Source organism: Amycolatopsis sp. NPDC047767 (genome assembly GCF_040704195.1).
Taxonomy (GTDB): Bacteria; Actinomycetota; Actinomycetes; order Mycobacteriales; family Pseudonocardiaceae; genus Amycolatopsis.
Window position 1 is genome coordinate 170,300 of sequence record NZ_JBEYSJ010000009.1, and the last position, 15,990, is coordinate 186,289.

At 66.3% G+C, this 15,990-nt stretch carries 13 protein-coding genes, 1 tRNA gene and 1 pseudogene; 8 read left to right on the forward strand and 7 right to left on the reverse strand.

Going from position 1 to position 15,990, the window contains the following annotated elements; translation table 11 throughout:
• Positions 1 to 84: 84 nt before the first annotated feature.
• The 3 genes from AB0878_RS18910 to AB0878_RS18920 form a co-directional block, all read right to left on the reverse strand.
• Positions 85 to 879 carry an IclR family transcriptional regulator gene (locus AB0878_RS18910; protein WP_366581431.1) on the reverse strand — a complete coding sequence of 265 codons (795 nt, stop codon included), beginning with the start codon at positions 877 to 879 and terminating at the stop codon, positions 85 to 87.
• A 233-nt stretch (positions 880 to 1,112) separates the two neighbouring features.
• Complete coding sequence (locus AB0878_RS18915) at positions 1,113 to 2,600, reverse strand: aldehyde dehydrogenase family protein (protein WP_366581433.1); 1,488 nt, start codon at positions 2,598 to 2,600, stop codon at positions 1,113 to 1,115.
• 44 nt (positions 2,601 to 2,644) lie between these two features.
• Positions 2,645 to 4,159: a GMC family oxidoreductase N-terminal domain-containing protein gene (locus AB0878_RS18920; protein WP_366581435.1), complete on the reverse strand. Its 1,515-nt coding sequence runs from the start codon at positions 4,157 to 4,159 to the stop codon at positions 2,645 to 2,647.
• 166 nt (positions 4,160 to 4,325) lie between these two features.
• Here AB0878_RS18920 and AB0878_RS18925 point away from each other — a divergent pair, with 166 nt between their 5' ends.
• Both AB0878_RS18925 and AB0878_RS18930 read left to right on the forward strand, forming a co-directional pair.
• On the forward strand, positions 4,326 to 5,279 hold the full coding sequence (locus AB0878_RS18925; RefSeq protein WP_366581437.1) for a helix-turn-helix domain-containing protein: 954 nt from the start codon (positions 4,326 to 4,328) through the stop codon (positions 5,277 to 5,279).
• Between the two features lie 283 nt (positions 5,280 to 5,562).
• Positions 5,563 to 6,507: an NADP-dependent oxidoreductase gene (locus AB0878_RS18930; RefSeq protein WP_366581439.1), complete on the forward strand. Its 945-nt coding sequence runs from the start codon at positions 5,563 to 5,565 to the stop codon at positions 6,505 to 6,507.
• 214 nt (positions 6,508 to 6,721) lie between these two features.
• Here the strand turns inward: AB0878_RS18930 and AB0878_RS18935 are convergent, their stop codons facing one another.
• On the reverse strand, positions 6,722 to 7,645 hold the full coding sequence (locus AB0878_RS18935) for a LysR family transcriptional regulator (RefSeq protein WP_366581441.1): 924 nt from the start codon (positions 7,643 to 7,645) through the stop codon (positions 6,722 to 6,724).
• Positions 7,646 to 8,146: 501 nt separating this feature from the next.
• Here AB0878_RS18935 and AB0878_RS18940 point away from each other — a divergent pair.
• The 3 genes from AB0878_RS18940 (at position 8,147) to AB0878_RS18950 (ending at position 9,700) form a co-directional block, all read left to right on the forward strand.
• Entirely contained in the window at positions 8,147 to 8,494 is a 348-nt protein-coding gene (locus tag AB0878_RS18940; RefSeq protein WP_366581443.1) for a GNAT family N-acetyltransferase, read from the forward strand.
• A gap of 61 nt (positions 8,495 to 8,555) precedes the next feature.
• A complete protein-coding gene (locus AB0878_RS18945) occupies positions 8,556 to 9,203 on the forward strand; it encodes a nitroreductase family protein (RefSeq protein WP_366581445.1) in 648 nt (215 codons plus the stop codon).
• 53 nt (positions 9,204 to 9,256) lie between these two features.
• On the forward strand, positions 9,257 to 9,700 hold the full coding sequence (locus AB0878_RS18950; protein WP_366581447.1) for a nuclear transport factor 2 family protein: 444 nt from the start codon (positions 9,257 to 9,259) through the stop codon (positions 9,698 to 9,700).
• A 378-nt stretch (positions 9,701 to 10,078) separates the two neighbouring features.
• On the opposite strand, the pseudogene AB0878_RS18955 reads toward AB0878_RS18950, so the two are convergent.
• Both AB0878_RS18955 and AB0878_RS18960 read right to left on the reverse strand, forming a co-directional pair.
• A pseudogene (locus tag AB0878_RS18955) lies at positions 10,079 to 10,753 on the reverse strand (DUF4389 domain-containing protein); the annotation flags it as partial.
• Positions 10,750 to 11,760, reverse strand: coding sequence for an NAD(P)-dependent alcohol dehydrogenase (locus AB0878_RS18960; RefSeq protein WP_366581449.1), 1,011 nt, complete (start codon positions 11,758 to 11,760; stop codon positions 10,750 to 10,752). The pseudogene AB0878_RS18955 and the gene AB0878_RS18960, both read right to left, overlap by 4 nt.
• A 162-nt stretch (positions 11,761 to 11,922) precedes the next feature.
• Here AB0878_RS18960 and AB0878_RS18965 point away from each other — a divergent pair, with 162 nt between their 5' ends.
• Positions 11,923 to 12,633, forward strand: coding sequence for a TetR/AcrR family transcriptional regulator (locus tag AB0878_RS18965; RefSeq protein WP_366581451.1), 711 nt, complete (start codon positions 11,923 to 11,925; stop codon positions 12,631 to 12,633).
• 821 nt (positions 12,634 to 13,454) lie between these two features.
• Here the strand turns inward: AB0878_RS18965 and AB0878_RS18970 are convergent.
• Positions 13,455 to 13,528: transfer RNA gene (locus AB0878_RS18970), tRNA-Leu, on the reverse strand.
• Between the two features lie 172 nt (positions 13,529 to 13,700).
• Here AB0878_RS18970 and AB0878_RS18975 point away from each other — a divergent pair.
• Positions 13,701 to 14,312 (forward strand): response regulator, encoded by a 612-nt coding sequence (locus AB0878_RS18975; RefSeq protein ID WP_220242049.1) that lies wholly within the window; start codon positions 13,701 to 13,703, stop codon positions 14,310 to 14,312.
• 449 nt (positions 14,313 to 14,761) lie between these two features.
• Positions 14,762 to 15,940: a branched-chain amino acid ABC transporter substrate-binding protein gene (locus AB0878_RS18980; RefSeq protein WP_366581646.1), complete on the forward strand. Its 1,179-nt coding sequence runs from the start codon at positions 14,762 to 14,764 to the stop codon at positions 15,938 to 15,940.
• Positions 15,941 to 15,990 lie beyond the last annotated feature (50 nt).

The window sequence follows — 15,990 nt, forward strand, 5'->3', positions numbered from 1 at the left end:
CCCACTGATCGTCTGACAGCAACTGGAACCGTGACACATGGACAGCATGGCAGTCACACGCCAAGACCCTTTGTCAGACAGGTACTAGTGCAGTAGCAGGACCGCTTGGGCGATCGTCTCTTTGAGACGCTGGCCGACATGCCGGACCTCCACCCGCGACAGGCGTCCCACCGGCACCGAAACGTTGATCGCGAGCCGGGCCGGGAGGTTGCCGGCGGGGAACGCGGCGGCGATCGATGCCACGCCGTCCTCGCTCTCCTCGTTGCTCGTCGCGTACCCGCGCCGCCGGACCCGTTCGATCTCTCGCTTCAGTTCGCTGCGCGTTCCCACCGAATTGACGGTCAGGGTTTCGAGCTGCTCGTCGGGATACATCCGGTGCAGGTCTTCGGTCGAGAACTCCGCCAACAGCGCCTTGCCGGTCGATGTGCAGTTGGCCGGCATCGCCTGGCCCAGCCGCGACGCGACGCGGACCGCGCGCGTACTCTCGAAGGCGTCGATGAACCGCACCGTGGTGCCGTCGAGGATCGCCAGATGGACGGTCTCGGCGAACTCGTTCTTGATTTCCTCGAGAAATGGACGGAGCGTTTCGCGCACGTCGAACCGCTGCATGACGGAGAACGCCACGGCAGTGAGCGACGTGCCCGGCCGGTACGCTTTGGTTCGGGGGTCTTGCCGGATGAAACCGTGGTATTGCAGCATCGCCAGCAGCCGGTGTGCGGTGGAAGATGCCACCTCCAAGTACTCGGCCACCTCTGTCATCCGCAGCTCGGGACGATCCCCCAGCAGCAACAGGACCCGAAGAGCCTTGTCGACCGAATCAATCGGGTACTGTGGCGCCGGCGAATGAGCCCGGGCGGGGTCGAGAGCGGGCTTCTTCATGACAAAATCTTACGGCACGGGGCTGGTCCGGTGAACCCGTAATCGCTGGTTTCCACTCCAAGCTGTCCCACTCACTGCCAGCTTACGGTTGTCGAGTTTGCCGCCCATGAACGCCGCGTGGGATTGCGGAAGAACGGTGACCGACAATGGCCGACCTTCTCCTTCCGTGTCGCGCAGTGGCCCCGGTAGATCTCTATCGGGGCCACCGCGCCTCAGCGTGACGAACGTGAGTCTCAGAATGGCAGGTGACGGGTACCCAGCTCCACGCTCATCCATCGCAGCTCACTGAAGTCGTTGAGCGCGTCAGGCCCTGAACGTCCCCAACCACTCTCCTTGGTGCCACCGTTGGGCAGGTGCGGTTCGTCGTCGATCGTCGGGCCGTTCACGTGCACGGCACCGCTGTTGATCTGCGATGCCACTGCCATCCCGCGGCTCGTGTCGCCGGTGACCACGGAGAACGACAACCCGTAGCGGCTCGCGTTCGCCAGCTCCACGCCCTCGTCGTCATCGTCGATCGGCCGGACGACCACGACCGGCCCGAACGTCTCTTCACACGAAAGATCGTTCTCATCGGGCGCGTCGACGATGATGGTGGGCTCGAACATCCGACCGTCATTGACGCCGCCGGAGAAGATTCGAGCGCCGGCATTTACCGCGTCATCGATCCTCGCGCGTACGGCGCCCGCGGCTCGGTCGTTGATCAACGGGCCGAAGATCGTGTCCGGTTCGCTCGGGTCTCCCATCGGCATGGACCGGGCCACCGCGGAGAACTTGGCGAGGAACTCGTCGTAGACCGAGCGCTGAACGAGAATCCGGCGGGCACTCATACAAGTCTGGCCTTGGTGGAAGAATGAGCTGAATGCCGCCAGCTTGGCCGCGTGGTCGAGGTCGGCATCGTCGAGGACCATCATGTGGTTGTAGCCGCCGAGCTCAAGCACTGTTCGTTTCAACGCGGCCCCTGCGCGGGCTGCGATGATCTTGGCGGTGGCAGCCGATCCGGTGAAGTACAGGCATCGCACTGCGGGGTTCTCGTAGAACTCCTCCGAGACGGCAGCGGCGTCGGCCGCGGCATGGGTGACGACGTTGATCACCCCCGCGGGGAATCCGGCGTCGTGCAGAACCTGCGCGATCAGCACACCACCGGTCACCGGGGCTTCCTCCGATGGCTTGAGCACCACAGTGTTCCCGGCCGCGAGCGGCGCGACCACGGCGCGCCAGGCCAGCAGGTTTGCGCCGTTCCACGGAGAGAAGCTGGCAACAACCCCGAGTGGCTTTCGTTCCGCGAACTGCATCGTGTGGGGGTGATCGGTGGTGAGGATCTTGCCTTTGCTTTCGAAGACCCAGCCGGCGGCCAGCCGCAGCAGCTGAGCGGACCACGTCATCTGGTACATCGCGAAGCCAAAGCCGGCCCCGGTCTCCGTCGCCAACGCCTGCACAACCGCTTGGCTTCGCTGTTCGAGAAGTTCGGCCGCCCGGAGGAACAATGCCTGTTTGGCGGAGGGTGACATCGCTGACCACTTCGGCTGGGCCCGATCGGCGGCGGCGACCGCATCGGCCATGTCCGTGCGAGAGCTGGCCGGTACCCGCGCGAACACGGACCCGTCGAGTGGGTTCAGAGAGTCGAACGTGGCGCCGCTCCGCGCTGAGGTCCAAGTCCCGTCGATCAGCTGGTCGTATTCGCGGACGCCGAGATCGATCTCGGGTGAGCTGGTGAGCGTCATGAATCGTTCCTTCGGAGGTGAATGATCCGGCCAGGGGAGTCAAGTCAAGAGCCGATGAGGTCGGAGGCCTTTTCCCCGATCATCATCACTGCCGCGTTCGGGTTGACGACGGGAAGGCGTGGCATGATCGATGCGTCCGCGATTCGCAGCCCGCGGATCCCGTGGACGCGCAGATCGGGGCCGACCACTGCCGTCGGTCCCACACCCATCGCGCAGCTGCCACTCGAGTGGTTGTAGCAGCCCGTTCCACGGGTGACGTAGTCGCGAAGAGCGGCGCCGTCAGTTGCCGCGGGGCCGGGGAGTGATTCCTGTTTTATCAGGCCGGCGAACGGTTCGGTTGCGGCTATTTCCCGGATAACACGGATTCCGTGCACGAGCCGGCTTACATCGTGTTCATCGGCGAGCAAGTTGAGATCGATTTGCGGGGGAGTCTCAGGGTCGGCGTTGACGATGCGCAGCGAGCCGCGGCTCTTCGGAACGACCGTGACGCCGATGGTGAAACTGTTGGCAGGGGCCTGCAGCTCTGGTTGATGGAACGGCACCTCGATGAACACCAACTGCATGTCGGGCGCTTCGAGAGCCGGATTGCTGCGGAAAACCATGGACGCCTCGGTGTGCGACCCGAGGCTGTCGGCGGCCGGTTCGGCGAGCTCGAACACGACGCTGCACAGCGGGTGCTCGTGGAGGTTCGCGCCGACGCCCGGAAGGTCGAAGGCCACGTCGACCCCGGCCGCCGTCAGCACGTCGGCGGGCCCTGCGCCGGAGAGCATCAGGAGACGGGGGGTGTCGATGGCGCCCGCGCTGAGGATGACCTCGCTCGAGGCCTCGGCCGACACCAGCCTCCCGTCCTTCACGAACTCGACGCCTGCACATCGATCACCGTCGAAGACCAACTTCCGAGCTCGTGAATTCGTCGCGACGGTGAGATTCGGACGGGTGTCCATGATCGGGTGAAGGTAACCGTCGGCGCTGCTTTGGCGGCGCCCGTTGACGATGTTGAGATCGTGCAGGCCGACCCCCTCCTGGTGCGGGCCGTTGAAATCGTCGGTGCGCGGATGTCCCGCGGCGACCGCCGCGTCGACGAAGACCTGTGTCAAGGGATGCGGGTTCTCCGCGACGGCCGGCCGCATCGGACCGCTGTCGCCGCGGTACTTCGGGTCACCGTCGGGTACTGATTCGAGTCGTTTGAAGTAGGGCAGCACGCCTTCGTAGTCCCAGCCGCCGCAACCCGCGGCGGCCCATGCGTCGAAGTCCGCGCGGTGTCCTCGGAGCCACAGCATGGCGTTGATGGCGCTCGAACCGCCGAGTGTCCGTCCCCGGGGCACGTACTTCTCGACGCCGCCGGCATGCTGCTGAGGTACCGTCCGATATGCGTAGTCGACGGCTGTTCCCCACAGCGCCGGCCATGCTGCCGGCACGCTGATGTCGGGCAGCGTGTCGGGCGGGCCGGCTTCGAGCAGCAGAACGGTCGCGTCGGGGCGTTCGGACAGCCGCGCCGCGACCACAGAGCCGGCGGAACCCGCACCGACGACGATGTAGGTGTAACAGTTTTCCGACACTGCCCTACCCTTCTTCTTCGTCCGGTGTTCCACCGGGGTTGGGCTGGTTGACCGCTAGTAGACGCCATGAAGCCGCGTCGCCGGTTGTCGATTTGCGCCACGGTGTAGGAGGTTTCCGCCGATGTCACAGCCAGTCGGACAGAGGTCACCGGACCGACGTGACGTCTTGAAAGGTGATTCCTGGCGCGCGCATGTGCAGTCGGTGTTCGCGGGAACGACGCCCGAGGGGGTCGGGACCCGCGAGCCGCTCGGGAACGTCTACCAAGCCAAGCTGGGCCTGGTCGAAGCGTTCAACGTCGCGGGCAACCCGCAGGTATTCGTCCGGTCGGCGGCCGATATCGGTCGGATCGGCAGTGATCACCTCAAGGTCTGTTTGCAGCTGCGTGGCAGCGCGATCGTCTGCCAGGGCAGTCGTGAAGTTGCCATCGAACAGGGCCAGTTGGCGGTGTACGACACGGGGAAGCCGTACTCGCTGAGCTTCGGTGGAATGTGGTCTTGCGCTGTGCTGACGCTGCCTCGGCATGCCCTCGGCATGCGTCACCAGGCTGTTGCTGCCGCGATGGACCATCCGTTCCCCGCTTCAGACGGGGCCGGCGCCGTGCTGGCTGAATTTCTGGTGAGCAGCGTGGCGCAGCGTGACCGATTGCAGCTCGATACGGCTGCACGCATGGGTGATGCCGGCCTCGCGCTCCTGGGTGCGACGCTGGCAAACGCTGAACCTGCTGCCCCCGCACCAGCATCGACACTTCGCCTGGAGATCCTCGCGTTCGTTCGTGCTCACCTGGCCGATCCGCATCTGTCCCACGCGTCTGTCGCCGCAGCTCACCACATGTCGGCCCGAACTCTCGATCGGTTGTTCGCTGACGAGCCTTGCACGGTCGCTGACTACATACGGCATCTGCGGTTGGAAGGTGTGCGTCGAGATCTGGGCGACCCGTCGCAGGCGCACCGGACGATCGCATCCTTGGCCTCCGGCTGGGGATTCGCGGACCCGGCGCATTTCAGCCGGTTGTGTCGCGCCAAGTACGGTCTCAGTCCGTCACAGCTGCGAGCGGACCCCGCGGCCGGATCGGTAGCTGCTCGGGCGGCACTCACGCCGGAAACACCCCCGTTTGGGTGAAGTGAACGCCGCCTATTGTGGATCTGACCGCTGTCCGACGCGATGGCGAAGACGTCCTCCGGCGGAGCTACTGCGATATGCCGGTTTGGACATGGGCGAGCCGCATAACAGCATTTGTCCTCCCTTGCACCCACCCGCAAGATGTGCGTAACGCGGCGGCAAAACTGGTCGGCCCGCGGCACCTCGCGGTTGGGGTTGGCAGGTTCTTCCGGAGACGGCCATGATGGACTATATCGTCCACAATAAGTGGCACGACGGCCGAACGAAGAGAGAAGGGTGCCGGATGAAGGCGATCACGGTGACGGACGAGGCCGCGGGACGGGCCGGGATGACGCTCGCTGAACGACCCGATCCGGATACCGCGAAGCTCGCCGACCTCGCGGGCGCGAACTACGGCGATGTCGTCGTTCAGGTTCACGCTTCGGGCTTTACCTGGGATGAGCTGTCGTGGCCGTCCACGTGGATCGATCGGCTCGGGCGTGACCGCACGCCGTCGATCCCAGGGCACGAAGTTGCCGGAGTGGTCACTTCTCTCAGCTACGGCGCGGCCGGCCTGTCCGTCGGTCAGCGCGTGTTCGGCCTCACGGACTGGACCCGTGACGGCACACTCGCGGAATACGTGGTCGTCGAGGCGCGCAACCTCGCACCGTTGCCGGGCGATGTCGACTTCACCACCGGCGCGGGCCTGGTGATGTCGGGTTTGACCGCGTGGCAAGGGCTGATCGAACACGGCCGCCTGCAAGCAGGGCAAAGCGTTCTCATCCACGGTGCGGCCGGCGTGGTCGGATCGATGGCAACGCAGCTCGCGCGGGAAGCGGGTGCCTACGTCATCGGTACCGGGCGCGCCTCCGGCCGCCAGGCGGCACTCGACTTCGGCGCACAGGAGTTCGTTGACCTCGAGAACGACACGCTGGAGGACGTCGGCGGAGTCGACCTGGTGTTTGACGTTTTCGGCGGCGATATCGGGAAGCGGTCCGCGGCGCTGGTCCGAGATGGCGGATCGCTGGTGACCGTCGCCGGACCGCCGGAGGCACGGCCCCGTTCCGGTCTGGCGGTCGACTTCGTTGTACAGCCCGATCGCGCCCAACTCGGCGAGATCGCCCAGCGGGTGCGCGACGGGAGGGTGCGGACGAACATCGGCAATGTCGCGCCCCTCGATGACGCCGTCGCGGCGTTCAACCCCACTGTGCCGCCCAAGGGCAAGACGATCATCCAAGTCCGCTCGTAAGGGTTCGGCCACAGTGGCCGATTCTGTTTCTTGTCGGATCCACGTCAGCAGCATGGCCATCGTTGAAGAGGGTGGATTCGCTTTCTGGAGATTGCGGAGATCAACCAAGTAGACGAATGTCCTGGTCGCCGCGCCGGCCGCATCGAACGCCCCTGTCCGCAAAGGATCCTTTGCTGACAGAGGCGTTTCACCTTCTGGGCGAACATTCCTACCCTCAGTCGCCGCCTGATGCCGGTTCGTCCGTGCCGTCTTCGTCGTCGGCGTGGGCCAGCAGATGGTCGCGGAGTGCGCGGGCCGTGTCCGAGAGATCGCGGTCGCTGGTGAAGCAGGCGAGCAGCCGCCGGTCCGCCCACGGTTCGGCGAGGGGGACGGCGGCCAGGGTGCCGCTGGTGAGCCAGCGCCGCACGCTGTACCAGAGCAGGATGGCGATGCCGATTCCCCCGGCCACGGCGTGACAGGCGGCGTCGATGCTGGGCAGCCGGACGCGATATCTCGGCTGGGTGCCGAGCGGCTGGGCGTGCGTCTCCAGGTGCTCTTGCAACGGGCTGGCGACGTTCAGGCCGACGAACGCGCGACCCAGCACGTCGGCGTACGGTACCCGGGACAGGCGGGCCAGCGGGTCGTCGGGCAGCGTGACGACCACCAGCGGATCCGGGCGGATCACCCGGGTTTCGAGCTGCCCGAGTTCGTGGGAGTCGGCGACGATTCCGATATCGGCGCGGCCTTCGGCCACCGCAGCGACAATGCGGTGGCTCGGGCGTTCCTCCAGGTCGATGTGGGCGTGCGGGTACCGGGCGAGAAACGAGACGGCGGCGGCGGGCATGAGGCTCGCGGTGCCGGCGGCGTTGGCCCGGACGCGGACGGTGGCGCCGTGTCCCTGCGCATATTCGTCGAGTTCTGTGCGCAGCCGGCCGACCGCGTGGCACACGGACCTGGCGTGGCGGACCAGCACCTGTCCCGCCGGGGTGAGGGCGACTCCGCGACGGCCACGGTCGAAGAGCGTCACGCCCAGGGTGCGCTCCAGATTGCTGATGCGCCCACTGGCCGAGGGTACGGACAGCCGGGCCCGGGCCGCGCCGTGCGTGATACTGCCGGTCTCCGCGACCGCCGTCACGAGGTCGAGATCGATGAGGTCCACTGACAGTTCCTGTCTTGGTGATACGTGCACGGCACGTTCACACTTCGTGTTTTCCGAACCCTGGTCTCGATGGCTGTGCAGCATTCTCACCCGAGCATGACGACCCGCACCGAGCACGGCGGCGGGTTCGCGCCGACGGAGGTACCCGTGCGCACCTACCGGAGGCTGATCTCCCATGCCCCGTGATGGTCTTGAACATGTTCGGGACGAAGCCGAGCTGCGCTCCGATCCTGTCGGGGACACTCCGTGTGCTCGCCGGCGCGTTCCTACGCGCTGCTGGTGAGCTTCTGACGGTGCCGTTCAGCCACTTCGTTGACGTCGGCAGCGCTCCCTCCGCGCGCGCCCTGTGACAGGAGAAAAACGTCACCGCGGTGAACACCCCCGCATCAAGCGCGCTGCGCGGACAAGGCGGCCGGTCGGCGTGGCCGGCACGGACTCCCAGTCCCGTGTGGTGCTCGTACGCGACCGGCCATTGCTCGAGAAGGCGTCAGGAGAGATGAAGTGGATTTTGAGATGGATGTACAGAGGAACGCCGAAAATGGTTCGTATGAGGCTGTCGTGGACGGGCAGGTGGTCGGCATGATCGTCTACCACACGCCGCGTGGTGATCAGCGGGTGACGCTCAGCCATACGATTGTCGAGCCCGAGTATCGCGGTCGTGGGATCGCGACGCGGCTGGTGAAATATGCTTTGGACGATCTGCTGGCGCGGGACCTGAAGCTCACCAATTACTGCACCTTTGTGGCGGATTACATTGCCGATCACCCTGAGTACAAGGGGTTGGTTGATGGCCGGTTCCCGGGCCGTGCGATGGTGCCCGATCGCGCGCCGCGCGAGCGCACCAATTGACGGACGTGCCCGACCGTCGCTGACCCCTCACCCGCTGGTTGCAAGAACAAGGCAGATTTACTTGAACCTCGACAAGCTCATGAGCAAGCATCTCACCGGGTATTTCGACCCCAGCAAGACCGTTCCGGAGGAAACCCTTCAGCAGTTGCTGAGGTTCCTTCGCTCGACGCCCACGTCGACGAACATCCAGCCCAACCATTTCTACGTCGTCGCCACACTCGAAGGCAAAGAGCGGCTGGCCGGCAACCTGGGCGAACAATTCGAGCACAACAACGAGAAAATCCTGAACGCGTCGCACGTCATCATCCTCACCACCCGGGCAGGTCTGCCCGAGAGTCATGTCGAGGCGGTGTTCTCGAAGGAGAGAGCCGACGGCCGGTTCCCGGACCCGGTAAAGCAGGGGCTGCGGGAGTCGAAGAGCCGCGACTTCCTCGACCTGCACATCTACCGCTACAAGGACCTGAACCACTGGATGGACAAGCAGGCGTACATGGCGCTGGGCATGACCATGATGGCGGCCGCTGAGCTCGGCGTCGAGGCCATGCCGCTCGAAGGGTTCGACCCGACCAGTGTCGACAAGGCGTTCATGATCCGCGAAACCGGTCACACCACGACCGTGCTACTGGCTCTCGGCTACCCCGACCGGGCGAAAGTGAACAACGGCCCGATTTCGCGCTTCGAAGCCGACCAATTGTTCACCTTCGTCTGAAAAATCACGGCATCGGAAACGACCATTAAATGGTCCGATTATAGATTATCGTTGTGACACCACAGTTCGCCAACGCGAACAGGAAAATCCTGATGTCCGAGTCCTGCTCACTGCCCACCAAGCCCGAAGACATTGTCACGGCGCTGGTCGAGCGATTCAATTCCGGCAAGATCAGCGAGCTGATGCCCTTGTACGAGCAGGAGGTCGTGCTCGTCAAGCCCGACGGTCGGACCGTCACCGGCCACGCCGGGATCGTTGACGATCTCGAGCCTTTCCTCACGCTCGGCCTGTCGCTCACGGCCAAGACACGCCACGTGTTCGTCGCCGGCGACACCGCCGAGATCATCCTGGACTGGTCGATCGACGGCACCGGCCCCGACGGCGAGAAAATGCACTTCCATGGCTCGGCAAGCGATGTCCTGCGCCGCGGCGCGGACGGAGTCTGGCGCTACCTGATCGACAACAACCAGGGGACGGCGGTCCGGCGGCCCGCCTGACCCGTGTCCGCAGTACTGGGGAAAATCGGGCGGATCTGGCTGAGCAGGCTCTTGACTTGGAAATCTCTGGGCATTGGCGGGAGGTTGCCGGTGTTCACCGACGGGGTGCTGGAGAGCCTGCGACGATTCCCAGAGGCCGGCTGGGGTGGATCTCCTCGACGAAGCGTCGGGCGCCAGCGCGACGTTCGGCACGAGGACCGGACTGTCCACATCGGACAGTCCGGTCCTCCGTTCGAAAGCGACGATCAGGTGGCGCGGATCAATGATCGAGACCAGCGTGGGCGCTTGCCGCTATCCGGCCTGGCCAAGGGTTTCCTCGGCCGGCTGTCCTGCGGACGGCGGTCCGGAAGGCGATGGCGGGGCGGGGTGGGCGGGTACCGGGTCGGCGCCGCCCTGGTCGAGTCGGAACGGCGGATAGCGGTCGGTCATCAGTGCGGTGTAGGCGGCCACGCGCAGCGCCCAGCGGTTGATGCCGAGCACGAAGTCGTAGAGGGACTTCGGGTACCGGCCGGTGAACAGCAGCACGATCGCGGCGATCAGCAGGAGCAGCGTGATGAGGCCGGCACCGCCCGCGACGGCGTTCCAGCCAGGGTCGGTGGTCGCACCGGAGCCGGCCCACAGACCGCCGCCGACGAGGATCGACAGCACGATGTAGTGCGGCAGGGCCAGGAGCCACCACTTGACCAGCACCAGGCCGCGGGACAGCCGCTCGGGGTAGGGCACGTCGAGGTGCGCCGGGTAGTCGGCCGCGTCGGCGAGACTGAAGGGCGGATAGCGGTCGGTGCCCAGGGCGCTGTAGCCGTAGTAGTTCACCCGCCAGCTCCATCGCAGCACGCCGACGTTGAAGTCGAACAACGGTCGCGGATAGCGCGCGGTGATCAGAATGGCGAAGAACGCGATCACGCTGACTACGCAGAAGGCGATCCACAGGAAGAACAGCACGACGAAGTGCGGGATCAGCAGCAGCCATTTGACCAGCCACAGGCCGCGGGAGCCCGACGGCTCGAGCGCCGCGTCGACACGGACGGGGTAGGACGTGCGGGGATCGGTCATGGTGTGCTCCCGGTGGCGGGTGCCTGGGGGAGGACGGAGACGACGAGCTTGCCTCGGGTCTTCCCGTCGAGCAGGTGGCGGATGGCCGCGGCGACCTCGGTCAGTGGGTAGGTGCGCTCGATCGCGGGGGTGAGCTTTCCGCCCTCGATGAGCGCGCCGAGCGCGATCAGGTCGCCGGCGTTCTCCTTCGCGACGAAGGTGCCCAGCTGCTGGTGGACGAACGGCGAAAGCAGCTTCGCCCGGATCTGTCGGTCGCTGCCGCCGAGCAGCCGGCCGCCGCTCTCTCCGCCGACGATGACCAGTCGTCCCCGTGGTGTCAGAACCCGCCGTAGATCGGACAGCCGGGCGTTGCCGCCGATGTCGAGGACGACGTCGTAGTGGTGTCCGCCGTCGGCGAGGGCGGCACGGGTGTAGTCGATGACGTGGTCGGCGCCCAGGGCGCGGACCATCTCCACCTTGCCGGCGCTGCAGACGCCGGTGACGTCCGCGCCGAACGCCTTCGCGATCTGCACGGCGAACGTCCCGACACCGCCCGAGGCGCCGATGATCAGCACCTTCTCACCGGCCCGGACGCGTCCATGGTCGCGGACCGCCTGCAGGGCCGTGACCCCTGAGACCGGGACAGCGGCAGCCTGTTCGAACGAGAGGTTCGCCGGCTTCGGGGCGAGCTTGCCGGGTCGGGCGGTCGCATTCTGCGCGAAGGTGCTGGTCGACATCCCGAACACCTCGTCGCCGGGGGTGAAGCCCGTGACGCTGCGGCCGACCGCCTCGACCGTTCCCGCCAGGTTCCGGCCGGGGTTGGAGTACTTCGGGCGGCGCAGTCCGAAGCCGGCGAGCCGGATCGGATACGGCAGGCCGGACATGATGTGCCAGGTGCCCCGATCCACACTGGCCGCGCGCACCCTCACCAGGATGTCGTCGTCTCCCATGGTGGGTATGTCGATCTGCGCGACGTGGAAGAGGCCCTCGGGAGCGGCGCTGTAGCGGTCCTGCACGACCGCCGTCATCGTTGACCCTCCGGTCTCGCGAGGGGGACCCCTCAGTCTGTCGACGTGCGTGGTGCGCATCGTGACCTTCCTTGTTGATCTCTGAACGGTGTACATGATTTGTACGCCGTACAAAGAACCGTCTACCCTGCTGGTACCGAAGTCAAGGGGAGGAAGGCACCCGTGTCCGAATCAGGTGGGCGACGCCCTCGCGGTCCGCGACGCGCCCTCACCGAGGACGAGATCCTCGACGCGGCGCTGAGCCTGCTCGACCACGGCCCGGACGCGGCGTCCGTGCGGGCGATTGCCGCGCGGGTGGGCGTGGTCCCGAACGCGATCTACACCTACTTCCCGGACAAGGCCGCCGTGATCGATGCGCTCGTCGAGCGGCTGCTCGGCGAGGTGGACCATGACGTCTTCGCCGACCGTGCGCAGCCCTGGCGCGAGCGCGTGGAGGCGCTGGCCCTGGAACTGCGAGCAAAACTGTCCGCCCATCCGGGCGCGGTCAGCCTGATGGTCGGCAGCCGCATGGACGGCCCTGTCGCGCAGGCCCTCACCGAACGGCTCCTGCAACTGCTGGCCGACGCCGGACTCGACGCCACCGACGCCGCGCGGGCGTCCTACCTGCTGTTCGTCTACATCTTCGGCTCCCTCGCCCTGGAAGTCGCCGATGTGCGGCACAAGGTCCCGATGCCGGCGGAGTCGGAACGGATCGCCACCCGCCAGCTCGCCTTCTCTGCGAGACCGCCCGACCAGTTCCCGCTCAGCGCCGCGGCGGCGGCAACAATGGCCGGCTACATCTCCACCGAGCAGTACCTCTGGGGCCTTCGCCGGATCCTCGAGGGCCTCACCGCCCGCGTGGCCACGGGACGCAAGTCCGCCGGATCCGACTGAGCCACACCCGATGATCACCGGTCCGCCCGGTCTTCGCCCCCGCCGGGCACCGAATCCGAGCGGACAAGAGGAGACCGGTCGAACACACTCTTTCTAGCGGCGTCGGAACCCTTGAGGAAATACCCGGCCACCTGACGCGGCCAGACCATCCGGCTGGACGTTGTGTCGCAGCCCATGCGGCTTCGGCTCGGCACCGCCGACGGCGTCCGTGAGCACAGCCCGGGCTTCTTCGCTCTCGCCGACCGCAGCTACTGGCTCGTCGACGTGCGGCCCGCCCGGGTCGTGAGCATGCCCGCAGTCCCGTTCCGGCCACGCGTGACACGTGGCCTTATGAGGTCGCACTGGAGAAGATTGCCCGAAGCCTGGGCCTGAACGACCACAACGACATCCGACCCGCCGCGGCTTTACTTTGTGCAGACGCTGGCTCAGGTCGGTTGCGCGGCATCTGGTGTCCCGGGATGGGTTTCGCCGCTTCTCGGGCTGGCCTTTCAGGTAGGTGCCTGGGGCGTCGCCAAGGTCCGAGGACGCAGGAACCCGTCGAACGGCGGTAGCCAGGACGACGAGTGCGGGGCGGAGTCATGATCTTCGCAACGGAGTCTCGTTCAGCGCGGTCGGCATCCGCTGCACGGCGAGTGCCGGCGGCCGGCCACCGGCACGAACATCTTGGTGTGGATGCACAGCCGACGCGGTCGTGTGGACCGCGAATAGACCGCGCGTAGCCGGTCTCCGCCGGTCGCCGTCACGCGCCGCCGGTCGACACAAGATCGGCCACTGACCGGGTTTCGCCTGGTCAGTGGCCGATTTGTGCTGGTCACTGCTCGTGCCCCCGGTGAGATTCGAACTCACACTGGACGGGTTTTGAATCCGTTGCCTCTGCCAGTTGGGCTACGGGGGCGAGCGCGGGGAACTTTACGCGATCACCGGTGACGCGCGTGTGGCGGGGCGGGGGTGTCGCGGTCGCCACTTCGTGGTGAACGCCATCTTGGGAACTGGATCGTTCCCGGTAGGCTGACCTTTCGCGGGTCACCGCGAGTCAACCGTCCCGCCGAGCCTTCAGGAGGACCCCGGTGACCGAACAGGCTACCGAGGCCAACGGTGCCGCCACCGTGCCGCAGCGTCGGGTGCTCGTCGCCGAGGACGAGGCGCTCATCAGGCTCGACCTGGTCGAGATGCTGCGTGAGGAGGGCTACGAGGTGGTCGGCGAGGCCGGCGATGGTGAAGAAGCCATCAACCTGGCCACCGACCTCAAGCCCGACCTCGTCATCCTCGACGTCAAGATGCCGAAACTCGACGGTATCGAGGCGGCCGCCAAGATCACGAGCGACCGGATCGCGCCGGTCGTCATCCTCACCGCGTTCAGCCAGCGCGACCTCGTCGAGCGGGCCCGCGACGCGGGCACGATGGCGTATCTGGTGAAGCCGTTCGCGAAGCGTGACCTCGTGCCGGCCATCGAGCTGGCCGTGAGCCGCTTCTCCGAGCTGCAGGCGCTGGAGGCCGAAGTCGCGGGCCTCACCGACCGGCTCGAGACCCGCAAGGTCATCGACCGCGCGAAGGGCCTGCTGATGAGCCGCCAGGGGCTCACCGAGCCGGACGCGTTCCGGTGGATACAGCGCACCGCGATGGACCGCCGCACGACGATGAAGGCGGTGGCCGAGGCCGTGGTGGAGAGCATCGGCTAGGCCTCACCCATCCGGGTGGCAAAACGGGCGTGACCAGGGGGTCGCGCCCGTTTTGGTGTGGTCTTCCGTCGCTCTGCGCGGTCCGGGAGGGCAAGTTTGCTACCTTCGAGTCTGATCTTGGCCCATTGCTTCTTCCCCTGCTGAGCGGAGCCCCTAGACTGCCTACATCGATCTGGCCGTAAGTCAAGTGCCCCGATCGAGGCGTGATCCGAGTACTCAGTGTCATCGCCCGGTTGTCAGATTGCGACAATCGGGTGGAGAACGTCCATTACTGCCGGTGACGACCGTCACGATGTGGATACAAGACAGCGGGTAACTCTGTGCAACACCTCACGGGGCGGCTACTTTCAGCGGCCAGTCAGTTCCCACATAGGGACGAGCCGTTCACTTCGAACGGTTGGGTGGCATTTGGAGGAAGAGTGCAGAGAGCACGACTCACGAAGATCTTCGTGCTGGCGGCTGCGGGGGCCATCTCCCTGAGCGCGTGCGCGGCGCGTACCGACAGCGGATCCGGCGGATCCGACAGCAGCGCGCCGCAGGCCGCGGCCCCGTCGGCCGCCGCCGACGCCGCCGACCCGGCGGGCGACGGCAAGGCGCAGTGTTCGCCGACCTCCATCGCCTACGCCGGCACCATCAACGGCAACAACGCGGCCCTCGGCATCAACATCCTGAACGGTGCCAAGCTCGCGGTCGACCAGCACAACAAGGCGAACCCGGGCTGCCAGGTCAAGCTGGAGCAGTACGACACGGAGGGCACGCCCGACAAGGCGCCCGGCATCGTGACCCAGATCGTGAACACCCCGGCGATCATCGGCGTCGTGGGCCTCCCGTTCTCGGGTGAGTCCAAGGCCGCGGGCAACATCTTCAACACCGCCGGCCTCGTCACGGTCACCCCGTCGGCCACGGCTCCCACGCTGGCCGACAACGGCTGGAAGACCTTCTTCCGCGGCCTCGGCAACGACAACAGCCAGGGCCCGGCCGCCGCGAAGTTCATGACGGGTGAGCTCGGCGCCAAGAAGGTCTGCGTCATCGAGGACGACTCCGAGTACGGCACCGGTCTCGCCGCGACGACCAAGCAGGGCCTTGGCAGCGCCCTGGCGTGCGAGGACAAGGTCAAGAGCAAGCAGACCGACTTCTCGGCCGTGGTCAACAAGGTCAAGGCCGCCGCCCCCGACGCGGTGTTCTACTCCGGCTACTACCAGGAAGCCGCTCCGTTCGCGCAGCAGCTGAACGACGCCGGCGTCACCGCGAAGTTCGTGGGCCCGGACGGCGTGAAGGACGACGAGTTCGTGAAGGGCGCCGGCGACGCCGCCAAGAACGCGTACTTCACCTGCCCGTGTGTGCCGGCGGACCAGTTCACCAAGTTCACCGACGCGTACAAGGCCGCGACCGGCAAGGACCCGGGCACCTACTCGCCCGAGGCCTACGACCTCGCGACGATCCTGCTGAAGGGCATCGACTCCGGCAAGACCACGCGTCCGGCGCTGCTCGATTTCGTCAAGACCTACGACGGTCAGGGCCTCACGAAGCACTTCAAGTGGAACGACAAGGGTGAGCTGTCGGCGACCACGGTGTGGACCTACAAGGTCGAGAACGGGAAGATCGTCCGCAACACCGAGATCAAGTAGTCCCCGCTTCCGTTCCAGTTACCGGGGTGCGTGTCCGGCGGCTCGATCCC